General features: G+C 72.6%; 21 protein-coding genes, 1 tRNA gene, 1 pseudogene and 1 riboswitch. Of the genes and pseudogenes, 13 read left to right on the forward strand and 10 right to left on the reverse strand.

Going from position 1 to position 24,023, the window contains the following annotated elements; genetic code table 11:
- Nucleotide 1 precedes the first annotated feature (1 nt).
- The 5 genes from C6Y14_RS26070 (at nucleotide 2) to C6Y14_RS45180 (ending at nucleotide 5,584) form a co-directional block, all read left to right on the forward strand.
- Entirely contained in the window at nucleotides 2-1,009 is a 1,008-nt protein-coding gene (locus tag C6Y14_RS26070) for a hypothetical protein (protein WP_107019275.1), read from the forward strand.
- Nucleotides 1,010-1,044: 35 nt separating this feature from the next.
- Nucleotides 1,045-1,677, forward strand: coding sequence for a bifunctional 4-hydroxy-2-oxoglutarate aldolase/2-dehydro-3-deoxy-phosphogluconate aldolase (locus C6Y14_RS26075; protein WP_107019539.1), 633 nt, complete (start codon nucleotides 1,045-1,047; stop codon nucleotides 1,675-1,677).
- 113 nt (nucleotides 1,678-1,790) lie between these two features.
- Complete coding sequence (locus tag C6Y14_RS26080; RefSeq protein WP_225891316.1) at nucleotides 1,791-2,645, forward strand: SMP-30/gluconolactonase/LRE family protein; 855 nt, start codon at nucleotides 1,791-1,793, stop codon at nucleotides 2,643-2,645.
- Nucleotides 2,642-3,643, forward strand: coding sequence for a sugar kinase (locus C6Y14_RS26085; RefSeq protein ID WP_107019277.1), 1,002 nt, complete (start codon nucleotides 2,642-2,644; stop codon nucleotides 3,641-3,643). The genes C6Y14_RS26080 and C6Y14_RS26085 overlap by 4 nt, the downstream gene beginning before the upstream one ends.
- A gap of 396 nt (nucleotides 3,644-4,039) precedes the next feature.
- Entirely contained in the window at nucleotides 4,040-5,584 is a 1,545-nt protein-coding gene (locus C6Y14_RS45180) for a C40 family peptidase (RefSeq protein WP_225891282.1), read from the forward strand.
- A gap of 133 nt (nucleotides 5,585-5,717) precedes the next feature.
- Here the strand turns inward: C6Y14_RS45180 and C6Y14_RS26095 are convergent, their stop codons facing one another.
- Nucleotides 5,718-6,515 (reverse strand): glutathione S-transferase family protein, encoded by a 798-nt coding sequence (locus C6Y14_RS26095; protein ID WP_107019278.1) that lies wholly within the window; start codon nucleotides 6,513-6,515, stop codon nucleotides 5,718-5,720.
- Nucleotides 6,516-6,771: 256 nt separating this feature from the next.
- A riboswitch (SAM riboswitch) is annotated at nucleotides 6,772-6,919 on the reverse strand.
- A gap of 40 nt (nucleotides 6,920-6,959) precedes the next feature.
- On the opposite strand from C6Y14_RS26095, the gene C6Y14_RS45910 reads away from it, so the two are divergent.
- From C6Y14_RS45910 to C6Y14_RS26115, 5 genes are all read left to right on the forward strand, one after another.
- The gene (locus C6Y14_RS45910; protein ID WP_404828837.1) at nucleotides 6,960-7,358 is read left to right on the forward strand and encodes a putative leader peptide; all 399 of its coding nucleotides are present in this window, start codon (nucleotides 6,960-6,962) and stop codon (nucleotides 7,356-7,358) included.
- A gap of 77 nt (nucleotides 7,359-7,435) precedes the next feature.
- Nucleotides 7,436-8,740: an LLM class flavin-dependent oxidoreductase gene (locus C6Y14_RS26100; protein WP_107019279.1), complete on the forward strand. Its 1,305-nt coding sequence runs from the start codon at nucleotides 7,436-7,438 to the stop codon at nucleotides 8,738-8,740.
- A gap of 19 nt (nucleotides 8,741-8,759) precedes the next feature.
- Entirely contained in the window at nucleotides 8,760-10,160 is a 1,401-nt protein-coding gene (locus C6Y14_RS26105) for an NtaA/DmoA family FMN-dependent monooxygenase (RefSeq protein WP_107019280.1), read from the forward strand.
- Nucleotides 10,157-11,248 carry an LLM class flavin-dependent oxidoreductase gene (locus tag C6Y14_RS26110; protein ID WP_107019281.1) on the forward strand — a complete coding sequence of 364 codons (1,092 nt, stop codon included), beginning with the start codon at nucleotides 10,157-10,159 and terminating at the stop codon, nucleotides 11,246-11,248. Before C6Y14_RS26105 ends, C6Y14_RS26110 begins: the two co-directional genes overlap by 4 nt.
- A gap of 15 nt (nucleotides 11,249-11,263) precedes the next feature.
- Nucleotides 11,264-12,391, forward strand: coding sequence for an LLM class flavin-dependent oxidoreductase (locus C6Y14_RS26115; protein ID WP_107019282.1), 1,128 nt, complete (start codon nucleotides 11,264-11,266; stop codon nucleotides 12,389-12,391).
- Nucleotides 12,392-12,456: 65 nt separating this feature from the next.
- Here the strand turns inward: C6Y14_RS26115 and C6Y14_RS26120 are convergent.
- The 4 genes and pseudogenes from C6Y14_RS26120 to C6Y14_RS26130 all read right to left on the reverse strand — a co-directional run.
- Nucleotides 12,457-13,494, reverse strand: a pseudogene (locus C6Y14_RS26120) (RNA polymerase sigma factor); the annotation flags it as partial.
- Between the two features lie 345 nt (nucleotides 13,495-13,839).
- Nucleotides 13,840-14,766, reverse strand: coding sequence for a diacylglycerol/lipid kinase family protein (locus tag C6Y14_RS44195; RefSeq protein ID WP_159074313.1), 927 nt, complete (start codon nucleotides 14,764-14,766; stop codon nucleotides 13,840-13,842).
- A gap of 97 nt (nucleotides 14,767-14,863) precedes the next feature.
- A tRNA-OTHER gene (locus C6Y14_RS44200) sits at nucleotides 14,864-14,953 on the reverse strand.
- Nucleotides 14,954-15,068: 115 nt separating this feature from the next.
- A complete protein-coding gene (locus tag C6Y14_RS26130; RefSeq protein ID WP_107019284.1) occupies nucleotides 15,069-15,707 on the reverse strand; it encodes a TetR/AcrR family transcriptional regulator in 639 nt (212 codons plus the stop codon).
- A 122-nt stretch (nucleotides 15,708-15,829) separates the two neighbouring features.
- Between C6Y14_RS26130 and C6Y14_RS26135 the strand changes: the two genes are divergently transcribed.
- The 3 genes from C6Y14_RS26135 to C6Y14_RS26145 are packed head-to-tail and all read left to right on the forward strand — an operon-like array spanning nucleotide 15,830 to nucleotide 20,221.
- Complete coding sequence (locus tag C6Y14_RS26135) at nucleotides 15,830-17,491, forward strand: MFS transporter (RefSeq protein WP_107019285.1); 1,662 nt, start codon at nucleotides 15,830-15,832, stop codon at nucleotides 17,489-17,491.
- Nucleotides 17,488-19,506: an MmgE/PrpD family protein gene (locus C6Y14_RS26140; protein WP_159074314.1), complete on the forward strand. Its 2,019-nt coding sequence runs from the start codon at nucleotides 17,488-17,490 to the stop codon at nucleotides 19,504-19,506. Before C6Y14_RS26135 ends, C6Y14_RS26140 begins: the two co-directional genes overlap by 4 nt.
- Complete coding sequence (locus tag C6Y14_RS26145) at nucleotides 19,496-20,221, forward strand: SGNH/GDSL hydrolase family protein (RefSeq protein WP_107019286.1); 726 nt, start codon at nucleotides 19,496-19,498, stop codon at nucleotides 20,219-20,221. The genes C6Y14_RS26140 and C6Y14_RS26145 overlap by 11 nt, the downstream gene beginning before the upstream one ends.
- A gap of 66 nt (nucleotides 20,222-20,287) precedes the next feature.
- On the opposite strand, the gene C6Y14_RS26150 is transcribed toward C6Y14_RS26145, so the two are convergent.
- The 5 genes from C6Y14_RS26150 to C6Y14_RS26170 are packed head-to-tail and all read right to left on the reverse strand — an operon-like array spanning nucleotide 20,288 to nucleotide 24,010.
- Entirely contained in the window at nucleotides 20,288-21,253 is a 966-nt protein-coding gene (locus C6Y14_RS26150; protein ID WP_225891283.1) for a ferritin family protein, read from the reverse strand.
- Nucleotides 21,250-21,753, reverse strand: coding sequence for a flavin reductase family protein (locus tag C6Y14_RS26155; protein WP_107019287.1), 504 nt, complete (start codon nucleotides 21,751-21,753; stop codon nucleotides 21,250-21,252). Before C6Y14_RS26155 ends, C6Y14_RS26150 begins: the two co-directional genes overlap by 4 nt.
- Complete coding sequence (locus tag C6Y14_RS26160; protein ID WP_225891284.1) at nucleotides 21,750-22,262, reverse strand: hypothetical protein; 513 nt, start codon at nucleotides 22,260-22,262, stop codon at nucleotides 21,750-21,752. Before C6Y14_RS26160 ends, C6Y14_RS26155 begins: the two co-directional genes overlap by 4 nt.
- The gene (locus tag C6Y14_RS26165; RefSeq protein WP_107019288.1) at nucleotides 22,262-22,741 is read right to left on the reverse strand and encodes a type II toxin-antitoxin system RatA family toxin; all 480 of its coding nucleotides are present in this window, start codon (nucleotides 22,739-22,741) and stop codon (nucleotides 22,262-22,264) included. The genes C6Y14_RS26160 and C6Y14_RS26165 overlap by 1 nt, the downstream gene beginning before the upstream one ends.
- 9 nt (nucleotides 22,742-22,750) lie before the next feature.
- Complete coding sequence (locus tag C6Y14_RS26170; protein ID WP_107019543.1) at nucleotides 22,751-24,010, reverse strand: aspartate aminotransferase family protein; 1,260 nt, start codon at nucleotides 24,008-24,010, stop codon at nucleotides 22,751-22,753.
- Between the last annotated feature and the right edge of the window lie 13 nt (nucleotides 24,011-24,023).

Consider the following 24,023-nt stretch of genomic DNA (forward strand, 5'->3'; position numbering starts at 1 on the left):
CATGCCGCTCGACGTGGTCACCGACCCGGCCCACGGCGGCCGTTGGACCTCCCTGCGCACGACCGCGGGCCGGGAGTGGCTGTGGCACCGCGACGCCCCCGAACGGAAGGGGGTCGCACCGGGCGACGCCTTCGTGGACGCGGGCGGCCTGGAGGAATGCGTCCCCACGGTCCGGGGCGACCCCGACCACGGGGAGGCGTGGTCCCGCCCTTGGACCCGGACCCTGGCCCCGGCTCCGGCCAAGGACCGGGCCCCGGTCCAGGCCTCGGCCCCGACTCCGGCCCTGGAACCGGCCCCGGCCCTGGCCCCAGACCCGGGCTCGGTCTCAGACCCGGAGCGGGTGGCGGGCCCGGACCAGATCCGGGCCCAGGCCTCGGACGTGGGCCAGGACCAGGATCCGGGCCCCGAACGTGGCGAGGACCGGTACGTCGTCCACTGCGACCGGTTCACGCTGAGCCGCACTATTCGCCGCACCCCCGACGGAGCGGAAGCCGACTACGTGCTGACGGCCGACGCGGGCTTTCGCTTCGTGTGGGCCGCTCATGCCCTGCTCGACCTCTCCGAGCGGGCGAGCGTACGCATCGGCGACGGGGCGCGGGCCCGCCTCTTCCCCGAGGCGGCCCCCCTGTTGGCGCGGGCGTGGCCCGAGGGCGCCCCGTGGGTGGAGGGGACCTGGCCCGACCCCTGCGGACTGCGTATGGACCGGTTCGGGCCGGACGACGGCACCGCGGTCGGCGCCGTCGTGGACACCCCCGGCTGCTGCGTCCACGACGGCCGGGACCGGCTCTCGCTGGCCCTGGAGGCCGACGGGCAGCCCACGTCCGTCGCCCTCTGGCGCAACCTGGGCGGCTTCCCCGCCGGGCGCCCCTACCGCAGCACAGGCGTCGAGCCCATGCTCGGCCGCGTTTTCGACCTCGCCGAGGCGAATCCCGGCGACGCCGCCCGGGTACCCGCGTCCGGCGAGGCGCGGTGGCGGCTGACGCTCACCACGCACTGCCGCTGCACCTGAACCGACCTGTCCCACAAGGAGTCTCCATGGACCTGCTGGACCTTCGAGCGGCCCTCACCGCACACCGCCTGGTCGCGATCGTGCGCGGCGACGACCCGGAAGCGGCGGTGCGCACCGTGCTGGCCCTCGCCGAGGAGGGCATCGAGCTGATCGAGGTGTCCCTGAGCGGCAAGGACGCCCTGTCGGTCATCGAGCGGGCCCGCAAGGAGCTCGGCCCCGACCGCCCCCTCGGCGCCGGTACGGTCCTGACCGCCGACGACGCCCGCGCCGCCCGGCAGGCCGGTGCGGACTTCGCCGTCACCCCCGCACTCGGGGACGGCGTCACCGCGGCACGCGAACTGGGACTGCCGGTCCTGGCCGGGGTGATGACCCCGACCGAGATCCTGGCCGCACGGCCCCTCGGCGCCGCCGCCCTGAAGATCTTCCCCGCCGCCCAGGCCGGTGGACCCGACTACCTCAAGGCCCTGCGCGGCCCGTTCCCGCACGAGCTGTTCGTGCCGGTGGGCGGGGTCGACGGGGCCGCCGCCCGCGCGTATCTGGCGGCCGGGGCGACCGCCGTCGGCGTCGGCTCACCGCTGATCGGGGACGCGGCCGACGGCGGCAGCCTGACCGCACTGCGGGACCGCGCGCGGGCGTTCCTCACGGTGGCGAACGAAGGCACGTCGTGACCCACCCCGAAGCCGAAGCCGAAGCGGCAGCCGAAGCCGAAGCCGCAGCGGAGCCAGGGACAGGGGCGGAGCCAGCCGTTCTCGGCCCCGACCGTCTTGAACTCGGCGAAGGCATCCGCTGGACGGACGACCACGGCATCGTGCTCGTGGACATCCTCGCGGGCCGCCTGCTCACCGCCACCACGGACCGTCCCGCCGACCCCTTCCGGCAACTGGCGCACCTGCCCTTCCCGCTGAGCGCGGTGGCCCCCGTGGCCGACGCCCCCGGCACCTGGATCGCCGCCGCGGGAACCGGCATCTGCCTGCTCACCCCCGGCACCCCGCCCCACTGGCTGGCCCGGCCCGAGGCGGACGTGGACACGGGCACGGGCCCCGCACGACCCATGCGCATGAACGATGGGACCGCCGACCCCTCCGGCCGCTTCTGGGCGGGCAGCATGGCCTACGACGCCCACGACGGAGCCGGCTCCCTCTACCGCGTCGACCACGACGGCACGGTGGTCCGCGTCCTCGACGGCATCACCGTGCCGAACGGGCCCGCCTTCACGGCCGACGGACGCACGATGTACCTGGCCGACAGCGCCCGTGGAGTCGTCCGGCGCCACTCCGTCGACCGCGCCACCGGCGGCCTCGGCGCCCCGGAGGCGTACGTCACCGTCGACGACGGCAGCCCCGACGGCATGGTGGTGGACGCCGAGGGCGCGGTGTGGATCGCGGTGTGGGGCACCGGCACCGTACGCCGGTATCTGCCGGACGGCTGCCTCGACCGCACCCTGAGGCTGCCCGCGCGGCAGCCCGCCGGAGTGTGCCTGCGGGAGGACCTGCTGTACGTCACCAGCGCCCGGGTGGGCCTCGCCGCGCCCGGCCCGTACGACGGCGCCGTGTTCACGGTCCGGGTCGACGTACCCGGGAGACCGGCGGACCCCTACCGGCACGGCCCCGACTCGTCCAGGAAGGAGGCGGCATGAACAGCGCGTCCGCATCCCGCGCCGCCTGGCGGCCCCGCGAAGGGCCGGTGGTCTGTGTCGGGGAGACGATGGCCGCGCTCGCCCCCGCCCCGGCCGAGTCCCTGGAGCGCGCCGAGGGCCTGCGCCTGTCGGTGGCCGGGGCCGAGTCGAATGTGGCGATGTACCTGGCCGACCTGGGCGTCCCCGTCGCCTGGCTCTCGGCGCTGGGCGACGACGCGTTGGGCCGGCGGGTGCGCGCCGCGGTCGGCGCGGCCGGTGTCGACGTCGGGGGAGTGCGGCACGACCCGGAGCGGCCCACGGGCCTGCTCGTGAAGGAGCCCGCCGCCACCGGCACCCGTGTCCACTACTACCGCGGCGGTTCGGCGGCCTCGGCCCTGGGCCCCGAGGTGCTCAAGGACGACCGGTTGCGGTCCGCCTCCGTCGTCCACCTCACCGGGATCACCCCGGCCCTGTCCCGGTCCTGCCTGAGCCTGGTCGAGGAGGCGCTCGCCACCCCGCCGGACGAACGCCCGTACGCCATCAGCTTCGACGTCAACCACCGGAAGGCGCTGTGGCCGCCGGGCACGGCCGCCCCCGTGCTGCGGGAGCTGGCCGACCGCGCCGACCTCGTCCTCGTCGGTCTCGACGAGGCACAGGACCTGTGGGACGCCGGCCTCGAACCGGACGGCGTACGGCGGCTGTTGCCGCATCCGCGTCTTCTCGTCGTGAAGGACGGCGGCCGGTCGGCCACGGTCTTCGGCGACGAAGGCTCCTGGACGGTGCCCGCCCTGCGCACGGACGTGGTGGAGCCCGTCGGCGCGGGAGACGCCTTCGCCGCCGGGTTCCTGACCGGCCTGCTGCGCGGCGCCGACATGGAGCGCGCGCTGCGGCTCGGACACATCACCGCCGGTTCGGCGCTCCAGGTGACCGGCGATCACGGCCCGTTGCCGGACAAGGCCAGGATCGAGGAACTCCTCGGTCTCTCCGCGCCCGACTGGGCCCGGGTGAACCGCGAGTGACGGACCGGTCGCGGTGAGGTGGTCAAAGGGCCAAGGTCACCGTCGGGTACGACGAAGGTCACATTTACATATCGGACACTTCGCACTTCAATCTTCACGCGAGACACACAAGTTGGCTAAGTTGACGGCTAGGCCGTTCGACTGGCTCCGGTGAACCTCGCCGGGTCGCGCGGTCTCCGCCGAATCCGACCGGCCCTCGTGGCGGCCGGAGCCGTAGGTCCAGTCGACTTTCCGGGTGAACCGGCCCAACTGCGCAGCAGGCAGGGGCCGTAGGGCAGGGACGTCCGAACTGTCCGCCCGAACCCGGCGGTCGGCCCGGCAGGCGGTGCACGGAAGGAGTCGTCTCCCATCGCGCCGGAACGAACGCAGCGCCCCGGAGGCACCGGCCTCCCCGGCATGTCCCGCTCCGCCCTCGTGAAGGCGGCCCCCGCTTCCGTGGACCAGTTCGCCTCCGCAGGCATTCCCGCCCAGCGGGGTGACGAACCCAGCCGCGAGGAAGTACAGCAGCGGATCACCAATCTCTACGACCGCGTCGAGAACGCCACGGGCAACATCAACGTGACCCGTGCGATGAGCGCGGGGACGCGCGACGCCTTCAAGCCGGCGTCCACGTCCGGGGACAGGGGCGGCCGGGGCGGAGCCACCGATGCCGCCGCCCCGCTGCCGGACGTCGCGAAGCAGTGGTTCGACGTGGGCCGTTCGCAGCTGGGCCCCGTCTTCCCGGCGGTGCTGCCGCCGGACAGGACACCGGACCGGGGTGCGGCCGGGTCGCGGCCCGCCGATTCGGGCGGCCGTCCGGACGGCGGTGGCCGTGAGGGACGCGGGGCGCGCGAGGGTGCCGACAAGCCCGTTCTGGAGCTGACCGCCGGTGCGAGCGGCGGCCCGGGTGCCGGAGGCGCCGCAGGACCCGTCGCGGAACTGACCGCGAGGCCCGTCGCCGAGCTGACCGCTGGACCCGTCGCCGCGCTGCCGGCCGTTCCGGCCCAGCGTCAGGCGGCGGACAAGGCCCTGCCCGGGGCGTCCGGCGGACCGTCGCAGGCGACGCTGCGGACGTCGAAACAGCGCAACCAGCGCAAGCTCGGCCAGGCCCGTGACCTGCTGGCAGGACACGCTGCCCGGCGCGGTGCCGCACCCGTCGCGGAACTGCGGCCCTTCCAGGCGATCGAGGGCGCCTGGGGCCCCGCCGCCCAGCAGCAGGGCTATCGCACGGCCGCGCCGGTCACGGAGGCGTGGCAGCAGCCGGCCATCGGTACGGACATGCGCGCGGGCACGGACATGTACGCCGGTACGGCCACGTATCCCGGGATACCCGACGCGGGAGCGGGTGCCGCCGCCGACCAGAGCATCGGCAACGGCATGTACCTCGGGGTCGACCAGTACGCCGGTGCCCCCTACGCCCGGGGCCGGCAGAGCGACACGAGCAGGTACGTCGACGCGAGCACGCCCATCGCCACGGGAGTCGCCCTCGACATGCAGGCCGCGGCCAACCCCGGATACGCCGCCCCTGCCCCTGCCCCTGCTCCCGCCTACACAACGCCCCCCTACGGCACGCCCCTTTATGCCGCGCCCGACCCCGGGTACGGCGGCCAGGGCGCCAGGGCCGTCGACTTCGCACGCGCCCAGATCGGCAAGCCGTGCGTATGGGGCTCGATGGGACCGGGCTCGTACGACTGCTCCAGTCTCACGCAGGCCGCCTGGAAGGTCGCCGGAGTCGCGCTCCCGCGTTCCGTCCAGGACCAGGCGACCGCCGGCACTCCGGTCCCCGTCTCGGACATCCGGCCCGGTGACCTGGTTCTCTTCAGCGGACAGGTCGCGCACGTCGGCATCGCCACGGACAACGGCATGATGATCCACGCCCCGAGCCCGGGTGTCGCCATCCGCGAGGAGTCGATCTATTGGGCCGGCGAGGCGGCGATCCACAGTGTGATCCGCCCCGCATGAGCCCGGGTTCGGCGTGAAGGTGCCGTCTCCACGGGCTGCATCAGGGCCGGCGCGGTCGACTCCACCGCCGCGAGGGCCGCTCGCGCCAGCCACCGGCACGTCGTCGGCGCAGGCGACCCAGGTGGCGACGTGATCATGCGCACATGCGCACACCGGCGAGGAAGGCCGGGTGGCGGCCGAGACGCCGGACGTACCGGTCCAGATGGAGGTACGCGGACAGGGCGTCGTCGGCCGGGCCGAGACGGGTGAGCGCCACCCACAGATCCACGTCCGCGGCCGTGATTGCTTCCCCCAACACGTGAGGGCTGGAAGCCAGTTGGTGGTCGAGCAGGGTCAGTGTGGCCGCGCGTGCAGGGGGCGGGGAGTCCGGTGTGACGTCCCGGGTGAGGAGTTCCCGCAGGGCGTCGATCTCCGCGGCGAGGTCCGGCGGCCGCAGCGCGGGCAGGCCGGGCCCCTCGTCGTCCCGGAGGTCGGCGAGGTCGGCGAGGTCGGCGAGGTCGCGCAGGATGTCGGGCGTGTGGTTGCTGACGACGCGGCCGCTCCACCGGTCGCACAGCGCGGGCGCCGTGAGCGGGCCGTCGTAGTGGTGCCAGGTCGCCTCGTAGGCCCGGCGCAGCGAGGCGAAGGCGTCGGGCGTCTCGGCGGGACAGGTCAGCACGGTGGTGGCCGTCGAGCCCTCAAGTCCCAGCAGGGCAAGGGTGATCGAGACACGCAGCGAACGCTGACAGCCTTCGGACAGATACAGCTGATAGCGGTGCGGTGCCGGGTAGAAGCCGCCGGCGAGACCGACACCTATGCGTCCGCGGAAGCGGTGCGGACGTGCGGTCGCGCTCGGTGCGACCGTGCCGCAGGCGGGCGCGCCGGTGACGGCCGTACGGGCGGCCGTGGCGAAGGTACCTGTGCTCGAACCGCGGGAAACTGTCTCGGGCATGGCTCTCCAGAGGAAATCGCGGAAGCCCTGGCCGCCTTGTGGGCACCAGTGGCGAAACGGAGTGACTGCGCTGTGTCGTGCACGTCCGGCAGGTTCCACGGGTCCGACAGGTCCGGATCGAGCGGACCGGAAGGACCGGGTGGACCGGTGGCGGACTAGTAAGCGCTGGAGACGCGCAGCAGATCGATGTGCAGTCGCCTCGTCAAGCCGTTCCTGGGCAATTCCCACCCGTCCCGGTCGGGGCTCGCACGAGGCGAGACCACGCTTGTCCCGCCGCACCGGCGGAACCCGGTCGTCACCCGGGGCACCCCGTCGCGGTGGAAGGGTTGCCTGTCAGCGGGCCGGGGCCGATGACCGCACGGACGGGGGAGGACCCCGTCCGACGGGCGCTGACAATCGTGACCGTCCCCGCAAGTGTCTGTGCGCTGAGTGAGTGTCGTCAAGATGCCGAGACGACGTCTCAGTAGGTGGGCAGTGGCCTGTGCGGGTCGGTGGGGGTTGGCCGCGCAGTTCCCCGCGCCCCTAGGGGGCGCGGGCGAAGCCCCGCCTTCAGGGGCGCGGGGAACTGCGCGCTCAGCCCCCACCGACCCGCACACGACAACGCACCGACCGCCCAAGGAAGCGCCGAGATCAAATTCGTACTGCCGGAAGAAAAGGAACAGCCGTACTGTTGTCAGCGTCGACGAGGAGACGAGCCGCAGGACGGAGGTGACGCACGTGGGACGACCAAGCCCAACCCCCCGCCTCCGTGTCCCCAAGCTCACCCCGCGCCGCCGCGTACGCCTGTACTCCCGACAGCACATCGACCTGCTGCGCGTCGCCGGCGCGCTCTGTCGTCCCTGACCCGTACCTCCGCGGCCCCGCCCTCCGCGCAGTGAGGGCCGGCTTCCTCCACGGTCGATCAGGAAGGCACCCCCGTCGTGTCGTCAGTACCTTCTTCTGCCCTGCCCTCTTCCTCGCCCTCTTCCTCCGTCCTGCATCTCGCCGTCGCGCTCGACGGAGCCGGCTGGCATCCCGCCGCGTGGCGCGAACCGGTGGCCCGCCCCCGGGACCTGCTCACCGCCGGCTACTGGACGGACCTCGTCACCGAGGCCGAACGTGGCCTGCTCGACTTCGTGACCATCGAGGACGCCCTCGGCCTCCAGTCCTCGCACTTCACCGAACCCGACGGACGCACCGACCAGGTCCGCGGCAGGCTCGACGCCGTCCTGATCGCCGCCCGGGTCGCCCCACTGACCAGCCACATAGGTCTGCTGCCGACCGTGGTGGCCACGCACACGGAGCCGTTCCACATATCGAAGGCCATCGCCACGCTGGACTATGTGAGCACCGGCCGTGGCGGCGTACGGATCCAGGTGTCGGCCCGCCGCAACGAGGCCGCGCACTTCGGCCGCCGTACGGTCCCCTCGTTCCGTGTCGAGGACCTGGAGAGCCCCGCCGTACAGGAGTTGACGGTCGACCTCTTCGACGAGGCGGCCGACTACGTCGAAGCGGTGCGGCGGCTGTGGGACAGCTGGGAGGACGGCGCGGAGATCCGGGACGTCGCCACCGGCCGCTTCATCGACCGGGAGAAGCTGCACTACATCGACTTCGAGGGCACGCACTTCAGCGTCAAGGGACCCTCGATCACGCCCAGGCCCCCGCAGGGACAGCCGCCCGTCGGGGCGCTCGCCCACGACACCGTGACCGGTGCGCCGTTCCGGCTGCTGGGCCGCTCCGCGGACCTCGGGTTCGTCACCCCGCACGACACCGGGCAGGCCAGGGCGATCGTCGCCTCGGTGCGCGCCGAACAGGACGCGGCCGGGCGGGCGGGGGAGCCCCTGCACCTCTTCGGCGACCTGGTCGTCTTCCTGGACGAGGACCCCGCCGAGGCCGCGGCCCGCAAGGAGCGGCTGGACGCCCTCGCGGGGTACCCGTACACGAGCGACGCCCGCATCTTCACCGGCACCCCGTCTCAACTAGCGGACCTGCTGCAGGAGTTCGGCGAGGCCGGACTGACCGGCTTCCGGCTGCGCCCCGCCGTCGTCGGCCACGACCTCCCGGCGATCACCCGGGGCCTGGTCCCCGAACTCCAGCGCCGGGGCGTCTTCCGGCACGCGTACGAGGCCGACACCCTGCGCGGACTGCTCGGGCTCGCCCGCCCGGCCAACCGGTACGCCGCTGCCTCCGCCGAGCCCGCAGCCGCAGCGGCCGACGCAGCCGCCGGCGCCGTCACCACCGTCTGAGCCGGAAGGACCCACGAACATGAGCGAGCCCCGCAAGCCTGTCAAGCAGATCCATCTCGCGGCCCACTTCCCCGGCGTCAACAACACCACCGTGTGGAGCGACCCCCAGGCGGGCAGCCACATAGAGTTCAGCTCCTTCGCGCACTTCGCGCGCACCGCCGAACGCGCCAAGTTCGACTTCCTGTTCCTCGCCGAGGGCCTGCGCCTGCGCGAACAGGGCGGCCAGATCTACGACTTGGACGTCGTCGGACGCCCCGACACCTTCACGATCCTGTCCGCGCTCGCCGCCGTCACCGAACGCCTCGGCCTGACCGGCACCATCAACTCCACCTTCAACGAGCCCTACGAGGTGGCACGGCAGTTCGCGAGCCTCGACCACCTCTCCGACGGCCGCGCCGCCTGGAACGTCGTCACCTCCTGGGACGCCTTCACCGGCGAGAACTTCCGCCGCGGCGGCTTCCTGCCGCAGGAGGAGCGCTACTCCCGGGCCAAGGAGTTCCTGGCCACCGCGAACGAGCTCTTCGACTCCTGGCACGGGGACGAGATCGTCGCCGACCCGGCGACCGGCACCTTCCTGAGCGACGCCAAGGCCGGAGCCTTCGTCCACCAGGGGCAGCACTTCGACATCGAGGGGCAGTTCAACGTCCCGGGCTCCCCGCAGGGCCGCCCGGTGATCTTCCAGGCCGGCGACTCCGAGGAGGGCCGCGAGTTCGCCGCCGCCGGAGCCGACGCGATCTTCAGCAGGTACGCCACCCTGAAGGAGGGCCAGGCCTTCTACACGGACGTCAAGGGCCGCCTGGCTCGCCACGGCCGCACCCCCGACCAGCTGCTCATCCTGCCCGCCGCGACCTTCGTCCTGGGCGACACGGACGCCGACGCCGCCGAACTGGCCCGCGAGGTGCGCCGGCAGCAGGTCAGCGGGGCGACCGCGCTCAAGCACCTGGAGTTCGTCTGGAACCGCGACCTGTCCGGGTACGACCCGGACGGGCCCCTGCCCGACATCGACCCCGACCTCGGTGAGCACACCCTCGCCCGCGGCCGGGCCCAGGTGCGCATGTACCGCGACCCGCTCGCCACCGCCCGCGAGTGGCGCGAGCTGGCCGCGGCCAACAAGTGGTCCATCCGCGACCTGGTCATCGAGACCGGCAACCGGCAGGCCTTCGTCGGCTCGGCCGAGACGGTCGCGCACACCATCAACGAGTTCGTGCAGGCCGACGCAAGCGACGGCTTCATCCTCGTCCCGCACATCACCCCCGGCGGCCTTGACGTCTTCGCCGACACGGTCGTCCCGCTGCTCCAGGAGCGCGGCGTCTTCCGCACGGAGTACGAGGGCACGACCCTGCGCGACCACCTGGGCCTCGACCGGCCCGCCGCCCGGTCCGGCTCCGCGGCGCACGGCGAGCGGGCGGTCGCCTCGTGAAGTTCCTGGCGATCACCCTGATCGTGCACGCGCCGGACCCGGTCACCGGCATCCAGAAATCCACCGCCGACCGCTTCCGCGAGGTCCTCGACAACGCCCTGCTGGCCGAGGAGCTGGGCTTCGACGGCTTCGGCGTGGGGGAGCGGCACGAGCGCCCCTTCATCTCCTCCTCACCACCCGTCGTCCTCAGCCACATCGCCGCCCTGACCTCCCGCATCCGCCTGTTCACGGCGGTGACGACCCTCAGCCTCCTCGACCCGGTCCGCGCGTACGAGGACTACGCGACCCTGGACCACCTGTCCGGCGGTCGCCTCGAACTGATCATCGGCAAGGGCAACGGAGCCGCCCAGCGCGACCTGTTCGACGTCACGCCCGAGGACCAGTGGGACCGCAACGCCGAGAGCTACGAGGTGTTCCGCACGCTCTGGCGGCAGGACAAGGTGACCGCCGCGACCCGCTTCCGCCCGGAACTGGTGGACGCCGAGGTATGGCCCAGACCGCTCCAGCAGCCCATCCGCGTCTGGCACGGCAGCGCCACGAGCAAGGAGTCAGTCGACCTCGCCGCCCGCTACGGCGACCCGCTCTTCTCCGCGAACGTCTCCAACCCCATCGAGCCGTACGCCGAGTTGATCCGCCACTACCGCGAACGCTGGGAGCACCACGGTCACGACCCGGCCCGTATCGCCGTCGGCGCCGGGACGGCCGGCTACTACGCGGCCCGTACGTCACAGGAAGCGATCAGCGCCTACCGGCCCGTCTTCGAGGGGCAGTTGGCGTTCCAGAAGCGCCTCGGACTCGAACCGGTCTTCCCCACCCTGGAGGACTTCGTGGAGCGCAGCTCGGCCCTCATCGGCAGCCCGCAGCAGATCATCGAGAAAGTGCACCGCTACCACGAGCAGTTCGGCCACACCGTCCTCCATCTCCACGCGGACGCGGGCGGTCTGACGGACACTCAGCACCGCGATTCGCTCGCCCTCTTCCAGTCGGCCGTCGCCCCGGTGCTGCGCCGCGAGATCCCCGACCCGCCGTTCCCCTGGGGCCCGGTGCAGACCGGACCCGCGCCGGTACCCGTCGCCGCCGACCGCTGAGGAGAACCCGTACCCATGTCAGACATCCCCCTCGGCGTCCTCGACCTGGTCCCGGTGTCGTCCGGCTCCACCGTGGCCGAGGCGCTGCGCAACTCCATCGACCTGGCCCGGCGGGCCGAACAACTCGGCTACTCCCGCTACTGGTTCGCCGAACACCACCTCAACCCCGGAGTGGCAGGCACCTCCCCGGCGGTCGTGCTCGCGCTCACCGCGTCCGCGACCTCGACGATCAGGCTCGGCTCCGGAGCCGTACAACTGGGCCACCGCACCGCCCTGTCCACGGTGGAGGAGTTCGGGCTCATCGACGCGCTGCACCCCGGGCGCCTCGACCTCGGCCTCGGCCGGTCCGGCGGCAGGCCGCCCGGCGGACCCGTCGAGCCGCTGCCCGACGCGACCCCGGTCGTGGACGGCCGGGCCCCCAACGGCCTGTTGATCCCGCCGAAGTTCTCCTTCGCGCATCTGCTCGGCTCACCCCGTGTGGCCCTCCAGCTGAAACTGCTCAAGCAGCCGAACGCCGAGTCGCAGGAGTACGGCGAGCAGATCGACGACATCCTCGCGCTGCTGGCCGGCACCTACCGGTCGGCGGACGGCATCGAGGCCCATGTGGTCCCGGGCGAGGGCGCCGACGTCCAGGTGTGGATCCTGGGCAGCAGCGGGGGCGAGAGCGCCGAGGTGGCGGGCCGGGGCGGTCTGCGGTTCGCGGCGAACTACCACGTCAGCCCCGGGACGGTACTGGAGGCGGTGGAGGCCTACCGGGCCGCGTTCCAGCCCTCCGACGTACTGGACAAGCCGTATGTGAGCGTCTCGGCCGACGTCGTGGTCGCCGAGGACGACGAGCGCGCCCGTGAACTGGCCGCCGGATACGGTCCCTGGGTCCGCAGCATCCGTACGGCCGAGGGCGCGATCCCCTTCCCCACCCCCGACGAGGCCCGCGCCCATGTCTGGACCGAGGTGGACCGGGCGCTGGTCCAGGACCGTGTCGACACCCAGTTCGTCGGCACGCCGAGCCGGGTCGCGGGTCAACTGGAACAGCTGGGGGAGGCCACCGGCGCCGACGAGCTGCTGATCACCACCATCACCCACGACCACGCCGACCGCGTCCGCTCGTACGAGCTGCTGGCGGAGGAGTGGCGACGGAGGTGACGAGGCCGGCGTGAGGGCTTGCCTGCGGTGGGGCGTAGCTCCACCGCAGGCAAGCCGGGCGGGGCTCAGCCCAAGCCCACGTAGTCCTGCAGCGCCTGCGAGCGGGAGGGATGGCGGAGCTTCGACATCGTCTTGGACTCGATCTGCCGGATGCGCTCCCGCGTGACCCCGTAGACCTGGCCGATCTCCTCCAGGGTCTTCGCCTGGCCGTCGAGCAGACCGTAACGGAGGGTGATGATGCCTGCCTCGCGCGGGCTCATCGCGGAGAGGACGGTCTGGATGGTGTCCCTGAGGAGGCGGAACGACACCGCGTCGAAGGGGGAGACGCTTTCGCTGTCCTCGATCACATCGCCGAGTTCGGTGCCGCCCTCCTCGCCCAGTGGCATATGCAGCGAAACCGGTTCTTTGATGTAGGTGTCGAGTTCCACGATCTTCGAAACGGGTAGATCCAATTTCTCCGCGATCTGCTCCACTGTGGGCTCGACGCCCAGTTCCTGCAGCAATTCCCGACGAAGTCTGGCCACTTTGTTGATCGCTTCCACCGCATGGACCGGAATGCGGATGGTGCGGCTCTGATCGGCCAGCGCCCGGGAAATCGCCTGCCGGATCCACCAGGTCGCGTAGGTCGAGAACTTGAATCCCTTGACGTAGTCGAACTTCTCGACGGCCCGGATCAGGCCCGTGTTGCCCTCCTGGATCAGGTCCAGGAAGTTCAGCCCGCGGCGCGTGTAGCGCTTGGCTATGGACACGACCAGCCGGAGGTTCGCCTCGGTGAGGTGCGACTTCGCCCGCAGCCCGTCCTCGGCGACGGCGGTCAGCTCCCGCCGGAACAAGGGGTCGAGACCGCGCTCCTCGTCGAGCTTGCGCTGGGCGAACAGGCCGGCCTCGATCCGTCTGGCGAGGTCCACCTCCTGCGCGGCGGTGAGCAGCCGCACGCGGCTGATCACCTTCAGATAGTCGCGCACCTGGTCGACGGAGGCGCCGTCGGACGTGAGCACGGGTTCGGGGGCGTCGGACTCGTCGTCGGGAGCTGCCGCAAGGGGCTGCTGCTCCTGGTGGTCTGTCTCCATCGCGCTCAGCATCTCTTCCCGGGCCTCAGTCCCCGCGCACACTCAAGCAATGTCAACCAACGTGAACCAGGACCTCTGGGCCCTCGCAAACCCCGCATTCTCGTCATTCCACTTTCCGCTCATAAAGGTACACCCGCCCGAGCGGTCGGAGACGGCCTGGAATTGCCGCAAAATGCGGGTGAGAAGTATCACGTGATCTGCGTGGTTGCTTTTCGGGACGTTTTGCGCACGTCCTCGACTCGGGCCGAGACATCCACGGGGATCGCACGTACTACTGCTTGGTCTCCGCCACCGGCCCGCAGGAGGAGAGCGGCATCTCGGGGCGGGTGGCGGCGACCGTCCGCGGCAGTGGCCCTGGGGCAGCGGACGGCCCCGATCTCACGCCCCCGCTGACGGCGCCAGAACCCGCAGGGCCCGGGGTACGACGTCCAGCGTGTACCGCGTGGCGTCGCCGGTGCGGACCAGGTCGCCGTCGTACTCGAAGAGCAGCGGGCGGCCGTCGGTGCGTTCCAGGACGATCCGGCGGCCACGGGCGTAGACCACGCCCTCGCGGCCCACATGCCGTCCCTCGCGGGCCAGTCGCAGCAGCTCGGGGGTGGGCAGGGCGGTGCCCGCGACACAGACGTCGAGGAGGCCGTCGTCCAGGACGGAGTGCGGGCAGGCCATGAAACGGCCGGCCCGGTAGCGTCCGCCGCCCACGTTGGCGCAGACCGTGTCGCCGGAGTGGACCTCGGCACCGTCCACGGTCACCCGGCCGGGATAGGGCGGGAACCCGGTGTCGAGGGCGTCGAGCAGCGCCTTCTCGTAGCGCTCACGGCCGCGTGCGGCGCTCCCACGGGCACGGGAAGGGTTCAGCGTCCGGGCCGCGAGCCCGGTCGAGGCACCCAGCAGCGCGGTGCCGCCGGTCTCCGCCACCCGGATCAGGTCCACCTGCCGTACGCGGGGTGCGGCGAGGGCGGACTCCAGGACCGGCTGCCAGGGGCGGTCCGACCACAGTTCCCGGTAGAGGGAGTTGCCGCTGCCGCCGGGCAGGACCAGCAGGGCCGGATGCTCGGGGGAGTCGGCCAGGCCCGTCATCAGCTCGTGCGCGGTGCCGTCGCCGCCCAGCGACACCAGCACGTCGGGGCCGCCCGGACCGCCGGCCGCCCTGGCGAGCGCACGGGCGTGGCCGGGGTGCCGTGTCAGGATCAGATCGACGGCGGGACCGGCCTCCCAGACCAGCCGCAGCGCCTCGGCGGTGGTGTCGGCCGAGTACGACCCGGCAGCCGGATTGGCCACGATCAGAACGGACTTGGGAGCGCTCATCGGCGGACTCTCCGATGCGATCGGTGGCGGTGTGTCGGCGGTGCGTCGGCGGTGCGACGGCAACGTGGGGACAGGGCCGGCGCGGAGCGCCGGGAACTGGCGGAGAGGGCAGGATTCGAACCTGCGTGGGCTTGCACCCGAACCGGCTGACGCCGGCACCCCGTTGGGCCGCTGCGGGCACCTCTCCCGGTGGAAGCTCGTGCATCGTGTGGAACCTTCGACGAGTCCGATGCTGCCGCAGACCGCTGAGACGCCGCTGAGACGCCGCTGAGACGGTGCTGAGATCAGCCACCCGTCCGCGGTCAGGGGGCGGCGGGCGCCGGTTCCGACGGCACGGGCGGCCCGCCGAGACCGCGGTGCGTCAGTTCCCGTACAGCTGTCACGACCGCTTCCGGGTCGATGTCCTCGCCTCGGCTGATCATGTCGTCGAGCAGGCCGTCCGCCGCGTAGAACAGCATCCGGCACACCAGCCGGATGTCGCACGCCTCGAACGCTCCTGCCTGCGCGCCGCGTTCGACGAAGTCGCCGACCAGGTCCACCACCCGTCGGTTCGAACTCCGGCACAGATCGAGGGCCTTGGCGTTCGCCGAGCCGTAGACGATCCGGTGCAGTTCCGCGTTGGTCACGGCGTGCTCCACCAGGGCGCGCAGCAGCCGGTCCAGGGTCGGCCACCAGTCCTCGCTCTCCTCCAGCCGTTCCCGGGTGGCCTGCAGGAATCCGTCGACGTACTCCTCCCATATCGCGCCCAGCAGTTGGTCTTTTGAGTCGAAGTACAGATAGAAGGTGCCTTTGGCGACCTCGCCCGCCTCCGCCAGCTCCGCGACCGTCGCCGACTCGAAGCCCTTCTCCCGGAAGACCTTTGCCGCGCCCCGCACCAGTGCGGCCCTGCGGTCCTCGGGACTCTTGGTGACCCGTTTGCGTCGTGTGACCGGCGGTGCCATCAGTTCGCCTTTTCTGTAAGGGAGTCGACTGACCCACGGTCATTCCTCGTTGACTGACTGACCGTCGGTCATTTACCTTCTCACGCAAGCCCCGCTCCGGCCCCTCACGGTGAGGACCCGCAATGAGCGACGCACCACGCGCGACCGGTGCACGGACCGCGCACCAGCGGGCCACGCACCATCCGGCCCCGCGCCACCCGGCCCCGCGCCATTCGAAGGGCCTGCTCCTGTCCTTCGTCTGTTTCGGCGTGTTCATGGTCTACCTCGACGCCACGATCGTGAACGTGGCGCTGCCGGAGATCCAGCGCGACCTGGACGCCGGCCTGTCCGGCCTCCAGTGGGTGGTCGACGCGTACGCCCTCGCCTTCGCCTGTCTGCTGCTCACCTCGGGCACCGTCGGAGACATCATCGGCCGCAAACGGCTGTTCCTCGCCGGTCTGGTCGGCTTCACGCTCAGCTCGGTCCTGTGCGCGCTGGCAGGATCGACGGAGATCCTGCTGCTCGGGCGGGCGCTGCAGGGAGTGTGCGGATCCATCATGATCCCGGTGTCGCTCGCGCTGGTCTCGGCGGCCTACGCCGAACCGGCCGCCCGCGCGAAGGCCATCGGCATCTGGGCCGGGATCGGCGGACTCGCCCTGTCCGCCGGTCCGTTGGTCGGCGGAGTGCTCGTCGACACCGTCGGCTGGCAGTCCATCTTCTGGGTCAACGTACCCATCGGGGTGCTCGCCACCGCCGTACTGGCCCGGCTGCTGACCGAGAACCGCGGACCGCGCGCCCGGCGTCCGGACCTCGTGGGCCAGTTGCTGTTCGTCGTCGCGATCGCCTCACTGGCGTACGCGCTCATCGAGGGCAACAGCGAGGGCTGGACCTCCGCGCCCATCCTCGGCGCGTTCGCCGCGTCGGGGACGGCGCTCGCGGCCTTCGTGGTGTGGGAGCTGCGGCAGTCCGATCCGATGCTGCCGCTGAAGCTGTTCCGCAAACCTGTCGTGGCGGTCGCGGGAGCCGTCAACTTCCTCAGCCTCTTCGGCCTGTTCGCCGCGATCTTCCTGCTCACCCTGCATCTGCAGAGCGTCCAGGGACTGAGCGCCGTCGAGACGGGCGTACGGTTCCTGGCGTTGACCGTGCCCATCATGGTCGCCTCGTTCGCGGCGAGCCTCGCCGCCGCCAGGACCGGACCGCGTGCCCCCGTCGTGGGCGGCTCACTCCTCTCGGCCGCCGGTCTCTACGGCCTCACCCTGCTCGACGCGGGCAGCGGCTTCGGCGCCTACTGGTGGGCACTGGCCCTCCTCGGCATCGGCGTGTCCTTCACCGGCGCGCCCGCGACCGTCGCCCTCCTCGGGGCCGTACCGCCCGAGCAGGCCGGCACCGCGTCCGGCATCTCCAACACGTTCCGCCAGGTCGGCGCGGTCTTCGGGGTGGCGCTCGCGGGCGGGCTGCTGCTGCGCCACCTGCGGGACGCGCTGCCCGGCGCGCTCGCCGGGGTGCCCATGCCGCAGGACGCCCGCGACCGTGCGTACGTGCTGCTCAGTGACGGTGACCTGTCCCGCACCGACGCCCTGCCGCCCGCGCTGCGGGAGCCGGTCCTCGACGCGGTGGGTCCCGTCTTCGTCGACGGCATGCACCTCGTGATGCAGGTCGCGGCGGCCGGCACGCTCGTCGGCGGGCTCTGCGCGCTGCTGCTCCTCGGGCGCGGCGCGGGGCGGGTCGCCGCTGACGCCCCGGCCGCGCCCGAGGCCGCCGAGGCCGCCGAACCCGCCGGGACGACGACGGGACACGTCCGGTGACCGCCGCACCGGCCGACGCCAATGGCGGCCGCACCCTGATCCGGCGACTCGCCGACTGGGCGAGCGACCTCGAACTCGACGACGCCCCCGACCGGGTCGTGGCCCACCTCAGGAGCCAGCTCCTCAGCCAACTGGCCGCCGCCCGCACCGGCTACGCGCATCCGCTCGGCAGACGGATCGCGCGGGCGTACGGCGGCCCGCTCCAGCCGGATCCCGCACGCGCGGCCGTCTCCCTGGCGATGGCCGCGATCTGCCTGGACCACGACGACACGGCGTACGCGGGACACCTCTCGCACTCCTGTGTCACCGTGCCCGTCGTGTACGCGCGGCAACTGCGCCTCGACGGACGGCAGTTGCTCACCGCGATCCTGGCCGCCGACGAGAGCGCCGCCCGGATCACGGCCGCCGCCACCCTCGGACCCTTCCGCGGGCAGGCCGCCGCGCACACCCACCTCGCGGGCACGGTCGCCGGGCGGCTGAGAGCCCTCGACGCACCTGCCCGCGCCTGGGTGAACGGGCTCGGCCTGGCCTTCTCCGTACCCCCGTGGACCCTCACCCCCGGCTTCCTGTCCACCGACGCCAAGGGGTTCGCCGCGGCGACGCCGATCCAGACCGGCCTCACCGCCTGTGACGGGGCCCTCGCCGGGCTGCGCGGACCCGCGGACGTACTGGAACACCCGGAAGGGTTCCTGCGCCGGTACGCGGACGTGCCGCTGCCCGACGAGGCGGTGGCCGGCTTCGGCACGCTCTGGCACACCGAGACGCTCTCCTACAAGGTCCACCCGGGCAGCGCCTACATCGGCGCCGCCGTCGACTGCGCGACCGACTGCGCGGCGGAACTGCGGGCCACCGGGGCGACCCCCGACGACATCGCGGAGGTCGTCGTCGCCGGGTCCCTCCTCACCGGCGGACTCGACCGGGCGTCCCGGGCACGGCACATCGGCCCGAACGCGAGCGTCGCCGCACTCAACTTCTCCCTGCCCTACAACGTGGCCACCGCCCTCCTCACCGGCGGCCTCGGCCCCGCGGACCTGATGCCTCCCGCCGTCGAACGCCCCGAACGCTGGGAACTCGCGGCGAAGGTACGCACCGTCCACGACCCGCGGCTCAGCCGCGCCGCGCTCCTGGCGACCGCGCCCCTGGGTCAGGCCCTGCGGCGCGCGGGCGAACACGCGGACGCCTGGGTGCGCGCGGCCGACGAACGTGCCGCCGACCTGCTTCCCCCGGCCTGGCTGGCCCCCGAGACCGACTTCCGCTTCGCGACCAAACGGCTGGGCGCGCGGGTGACCGTACGGCTGCACGACGGGCGCGAGCTGACCGCCCACCGGGTACAGGCCGTCGGAGCCGTGGGCGGCGGGGAGCACGCGGCACTGGCCCGCGAGAAGTTCCTGCGGAGCGGAGGGCATCCCGAAGTCCCGCACATGGTGGCGGAGTTGACCGACCTCGACGCGCACGGGGTCGTACGGCTGATCTCCCTCGCGCTGTCCGGAGCGGCGGACGAGGCGCGGGCGGAGATCCTCCGGGGCGAACGGCGGCGCCCCAGACGGAGTCGGCGGACCCTCTCGGTGGACACCCGTGCGTTGGAGGGGGCGTACGGGCGTCTGCTGGGGTCCGCCGACTCCGTCCCCGACCACCTCCTGGCCGAACTCGCCCTGCAGGCGGGCGTGTTGGCGGCATCAGGGATTCTCTCCGAGGTGTCGAGGGCGGCGGTCGACGCGCTGGTCGCCTCGGCGCCCAGGGACGTGCTCGTCGACCTCGTCCGCCGTAACGCCGCCCATCTGCTCGGAGTGCTCGACCGCATGCCCGCGGGCGACGCGGGCCTCTGGTCGCGGGTCGCCGACGAACTCCGCGACCACGTCGAACGCGCGGAGAAGAGCGCGAGGACGGGCGCGGAGAGGAGCCCGGTGGCGGACACCGGGAGGAACGCGGAGACGGGCAGCACGGGGAGGCTCGCGGAGACGGGCAGCACGGGGAGGCCCGCGGAGACGGGCACGGAGGGTGCCCATGGCGGATGACACGCACGCGCCGCCCCGGACTCCTCCCTCGGAGGACGATGATCCGCGCTGTCTGCGTCCCGGCGAGGCCGTCGCCGCCCTCGCGCACGTGCCCTGGCGGCGGGTCGTGATCCTGGGGGAGCACGAGTCGCGGCCGGCGCGGGCCGCCGTCGTGCCCGGCTACCGCGCGGTGAGCTGGAGCGACCGGGTGTCCGGCGCGCTCCGGGCGGCGCACCCCGACCTCGCCTGCCGTGCCGCGCGCGGCCGCAAGGACCTGTCACTGTTCGAGATGCGCTCCCGGCAGGTGTTGGACGCCCTCGTCTTCCGCGGCGACCTCGCGCTGATCTCGTGCGGTGGCCCCGAACTGCGGCAGACGACGTTCGACCTCGACTCGGTGGAGATCGAACTCAGCCGCGTCCTGGACTCCCTGCGGAGCGCCACCTACCGCCACGCCGTCGTGATCAGCCCCTTCGACCGGTCCACGGCGGCCGGACCACCGGCGGACCCCGCCTCCGCCGCCCGAGCGGACGCCGTACGCGAGCGTCAGCGCCGGCTGGTCCAGCGCATCGCCCTGGTGACGCTGCACCACGCGGCGCAGCACGTCGACCTGATGCGCCACCAGCGCGGACTCGATCCGCGGACCCTGTGGGCGCCGGGGCCCGGCCGGCTCAGCAGCAGAGGGCACGCGGTGGCCGCCGCGGCCGTGGTACGTGCCCTCGCGCGCCGACAGCCCTGAGCGGGTGGCCTTGAACCGACAGCCGTGAACCGACGCCGTGAACCGGCAGCCGTGACCCGGTGGTCGTCAGGCCGCCTCCGGGAGGCCCATGTACGCGAGCCGCCGGGACTGCATCTCCTCCGACCACCGCAGCGCCGTGCCGACCCGCTCCTCGACGGTCGTGTCCACCAGCCGCCGTCCGGGCCAGATCTCGTAGTCGCCGACCAGGTCGGCGTGCTTGTCGAGCCCTTCCTGGAACAGGGCCTCGCGGCCCAGCACCATGTCGGTGACGGGCAGATCGCTCCACAGCCGCCGGCCGCGGACGATGAGGTCCAGGATCCGCGGCCGGTCCTCGGGGTGGGCGAGGAGATGCTCGCGGGCGACGGAACTGCCGACCGTGAGATGGCGTATCTCGTCGATGCCCGCGCCCCGCTCGATGTCGGAGACCGCCGGGTCGAAGATCCGCCACTTGCGTTCGCTCAGCTCGGCGGCCGGCGCCAGCACCCCCTCGACGAGGATCGTCAGCACGACCACTCCGCCGATGAAGTCGCCCTCGTCCCGCAGGACGCGCAGGCCCAGTTCCTCCAGCGGGGCGAGGACCGCGTCCCGGTCCGCTCCCGCGAGCCGCTCGACGTCGGCGGTGAGGTCCGTGACCCCCAGCGCGGTGAGGTGGTTGCGGAACACCATGGAGTGCCGTGCCTCGTCGATCAGCTGGGTGGCGTAGAACTCCATCGTCTCCAGGGACGGCGCCAGCGCGACCAGGTACGAGATGGCCCGGGTCGCCTTCTCCTCGGCGATCGAGCGGAAGGCCAGCTCCTGGGTGAGCGCGGCGTTCAGCGGGCCGGGCTCACGGGTGATGTCGAGAGGAACGACGTCCGGTGCGTGTCCGGCGATCTGCCCGCGCAGGGTGCCCTGGGGCACCGCGCGCAGCCAGTACCCCAGATCGCAGGCGGCGGCGGTCAGTTCGAGGTTCATCGCGCCCTCGACGAGCGAGGGGGCGTTCGCCCAGTCGGCCTCGGCCGGAACGGCAGTCATGCCGGTGATGTCAGTCATGCTCTGCTCCTGTCGTGGGTGGCACTCGTGGGCAGGGTGTTCAGCAGGGGTGATCCGGTGCCGGACCGGGAGGTCAGGACACGGGCCAGCACCAGTTCGTGGTCGCCGACCGCCACGGTCCGCTCGACCCGGCACTCCAGCCAGCCCACGGCGTCGCGCAGCAGCGGTGCGCCGCAGGCCGAGCGGCCGTCCCACAGACCGGTGGCGTCCGGCAGGTCCCAGCCGTCCGTCCGGTCGGAACGGGCGAAGCGCCGGGCCAGCGGGGCCTGTCCGTCGGACAGCGCGCTGACCGCGAAGCGGCCCGATCCCAGCAGGGTGGCCAGCCCCCTGCTGCCCCGACGCAGGGCCACGGACACCATGGGCGGGTCCAGGGAGGCGACGCACAGCGTGCTGACCGTGACGCCGTGGGCCTGTTCCGCCGGGCCGCACGTCAGGACGGCCACCCCGGCCACGGACCGCCACACCGCCGTGCCCTCGTCCAGAAGACCCGTGCCGGTCATGTCGCCCTCGCGTCGAACCGGCCGGCGAGCCGCCGCTCCTCATCGGCCGCGTCCATGGTGTCCGGGGACAGCGCCGCGTACTCGGCGCGGAATCGCTCGTACGCCGGATGCGTCTCCGGCTCGAAGCGCAGGCCGAACGGTTTGAGGAAGTTCCCGAACAGCGCCCGGTCGCCGAAGAGATGGATCGGCAGCACCAGCAGCGCCCACTCCGCGCCGGCCAGCCAGATCCACGCCAGGGCCACCAGACCCTGGGTGACGAGGCTGTGCATCACGTTGTAGAGGACGTGGTAGGTCCGCCCGATCCGCCTGCCCCTGGCACGCCGGTGGGCGATCGCCCCGGGCAGGTAGCCGACCAGGTCGATGTAGACGAAGAGCGCGAGCGCCGGCAGCCATCGCACCTCGTCCAGGTGTGCCAGGAACAGCGCCGTGGCGACGACGAGACCGAGCCCGTACTCCAGCCGGATCAGCCGGTAGGTGACCGGCGTCTCGAAGAGGTTGTGCGCGTCCATCAGGCGGCCACCGCGGGTTCGGGCTCGCCGGCCTCCTCGGGGCCGACCACCGTCGCGCCGGGGAACAGACCCGTCAGGACGGTCGCGATGGTCTCCTTGAGCACCCGCTCGGCCACCGGGTCCAGGATCCCCGCCAGACTGGGGATCCCGAAGTCGAACTCGGCGGCGAAGTCGATCAGGCAGTCCGCGCCGACCCGCACCCGCCAGGTTCCGGTGAACTCCTCGAAGTCACCGTGCAGTTGACGGAAGGCGATGGTCAGGCGCTCCTCGTCGAACCGGTCGGCCTCCGTCCAGCGCAGGATGCCGTTGCGGAAGTGCACCGCCCAGTCGCTGTGCTCCTCGCCGTCCGTCCCTTCACGGACCGTCACCGACCGGACGACGGGCGACAGTTCGGGGTAGCGGGCGAAGTCCCGGACCCGCCGGTACGCCTCCACGGCGCCGACACCCCCGGTCCGTACCGTCAGTTGAGCGCTTCGCATGTCGTCACGTCACCTTCCGTAGCGGGCCGACTGCGCACGGCAGGCCCGGTCGAGCGCTTCGTAGAGGAAGTCCAGGTCGCCGCGGGTCAGGACGGCGGGCGGTGTCAGCCGCAGGACCAGATGGGAGTTGAGCGAGTGGTTCGCGACGACCCCGTGCTCGATCAGCTCGATGAGCAGGTCGCCCGCGGGCCCCGGTTCGGCGAACTCCACGCCCAGCAGCAGGCCCCGGCCGCGCACCTCGCGTACCGCGCTCCCGTAGTGCGCGCGGACGATCCGCCCTAGCACGTTCAGGATCTCGCCGCCCAGCACCCGTGCGCGGTCGATCAGTTCGTCCTCCTGGATCGCCGCGAGAGCCCCGCGTGCGGCGGCCATCGCGAGGGGCGCTCCGGAGAACGTCGAGGTGTGCAGATACGGGTCGCGGTCGAGCACCGAGAACGCCTCCGGCGTCGACAGCACCGCCGACACGGGTACGACCCCGCCGCTGAGCCCCTTGCCGACCAGCAGCAGATCGGGGCGGACGTCCTCGGCGTCGGCTCCCCACCAGCTGCCCAGCCGGCCCATACCGGTCTGGATCTCGTCGAGGACGAGCAGTGCCCCGTGCTCCCGGCACAGCCGTCGCACCTCCCGCAGATAGCCGGGCGGCGGGATCACGACCCCGGCCTCGCCCTGCACCGGCTCGACGAACACGCACGCCTCGCCGGGCGCCGCCGCCAGTGCCTCCCCGAGCGAGGCGGTGTCCCCGTACGGCACATGTGTGACGTCGGGCAGCAGCGGCCGGAACGGGTTCTGGAAGACGTCCTTGCCGGTCAGGCTCAGCGCTCCCATGGTCTTGCCGTGGTAGCAGGACTCCATGGCGATCAGCCGGGTCCTGCCCTGGGTGCGGGCCACCTTGATCGCGGTCTCCACGGCCTCCGCCCCCGAGCCCGCGAAGTGCACGCGCTCCAGGCCCGGCGGGGCGACGGCCACGAGCGCGTCCGCGGCGAGGGCGGCCTGCGGCTCAAGGAACAGCCGGGTCGCCACCGGGTGCGAGTGGAGCTGCTCGGTCACGTACCGCAGGACGGTGGGGTGCCGGGCGCCGGTCAGGAAGACGCCGTAGCCACCGCAGTTGAGGAACCTGCCGCCGTCGGCCGTGGTCACCCAGGCGCCCTCCGAGGCGACCTCCACATGGCCGCCGAACATCTCGCCGAGGGTCGCCCGGCCCTTGCTCAGCCGGCTGCGGTACAGCCGGCCCAGCTCCTCCCGTGCGGTGGTCGCGGGTGCGACGGTCATGATGCCCCCCACC

Origin of the sequence: Streptomyces dioscori, from assembly GCF_003024195.1 — a bacterium.
Taxonomy (GTDB): domain Bacteria; phylum Actinomycetota; class Actinomycetes; order Streptomycetales; family Streptomycetaceae; genus Streptomyces; species Streptomyces dioscori.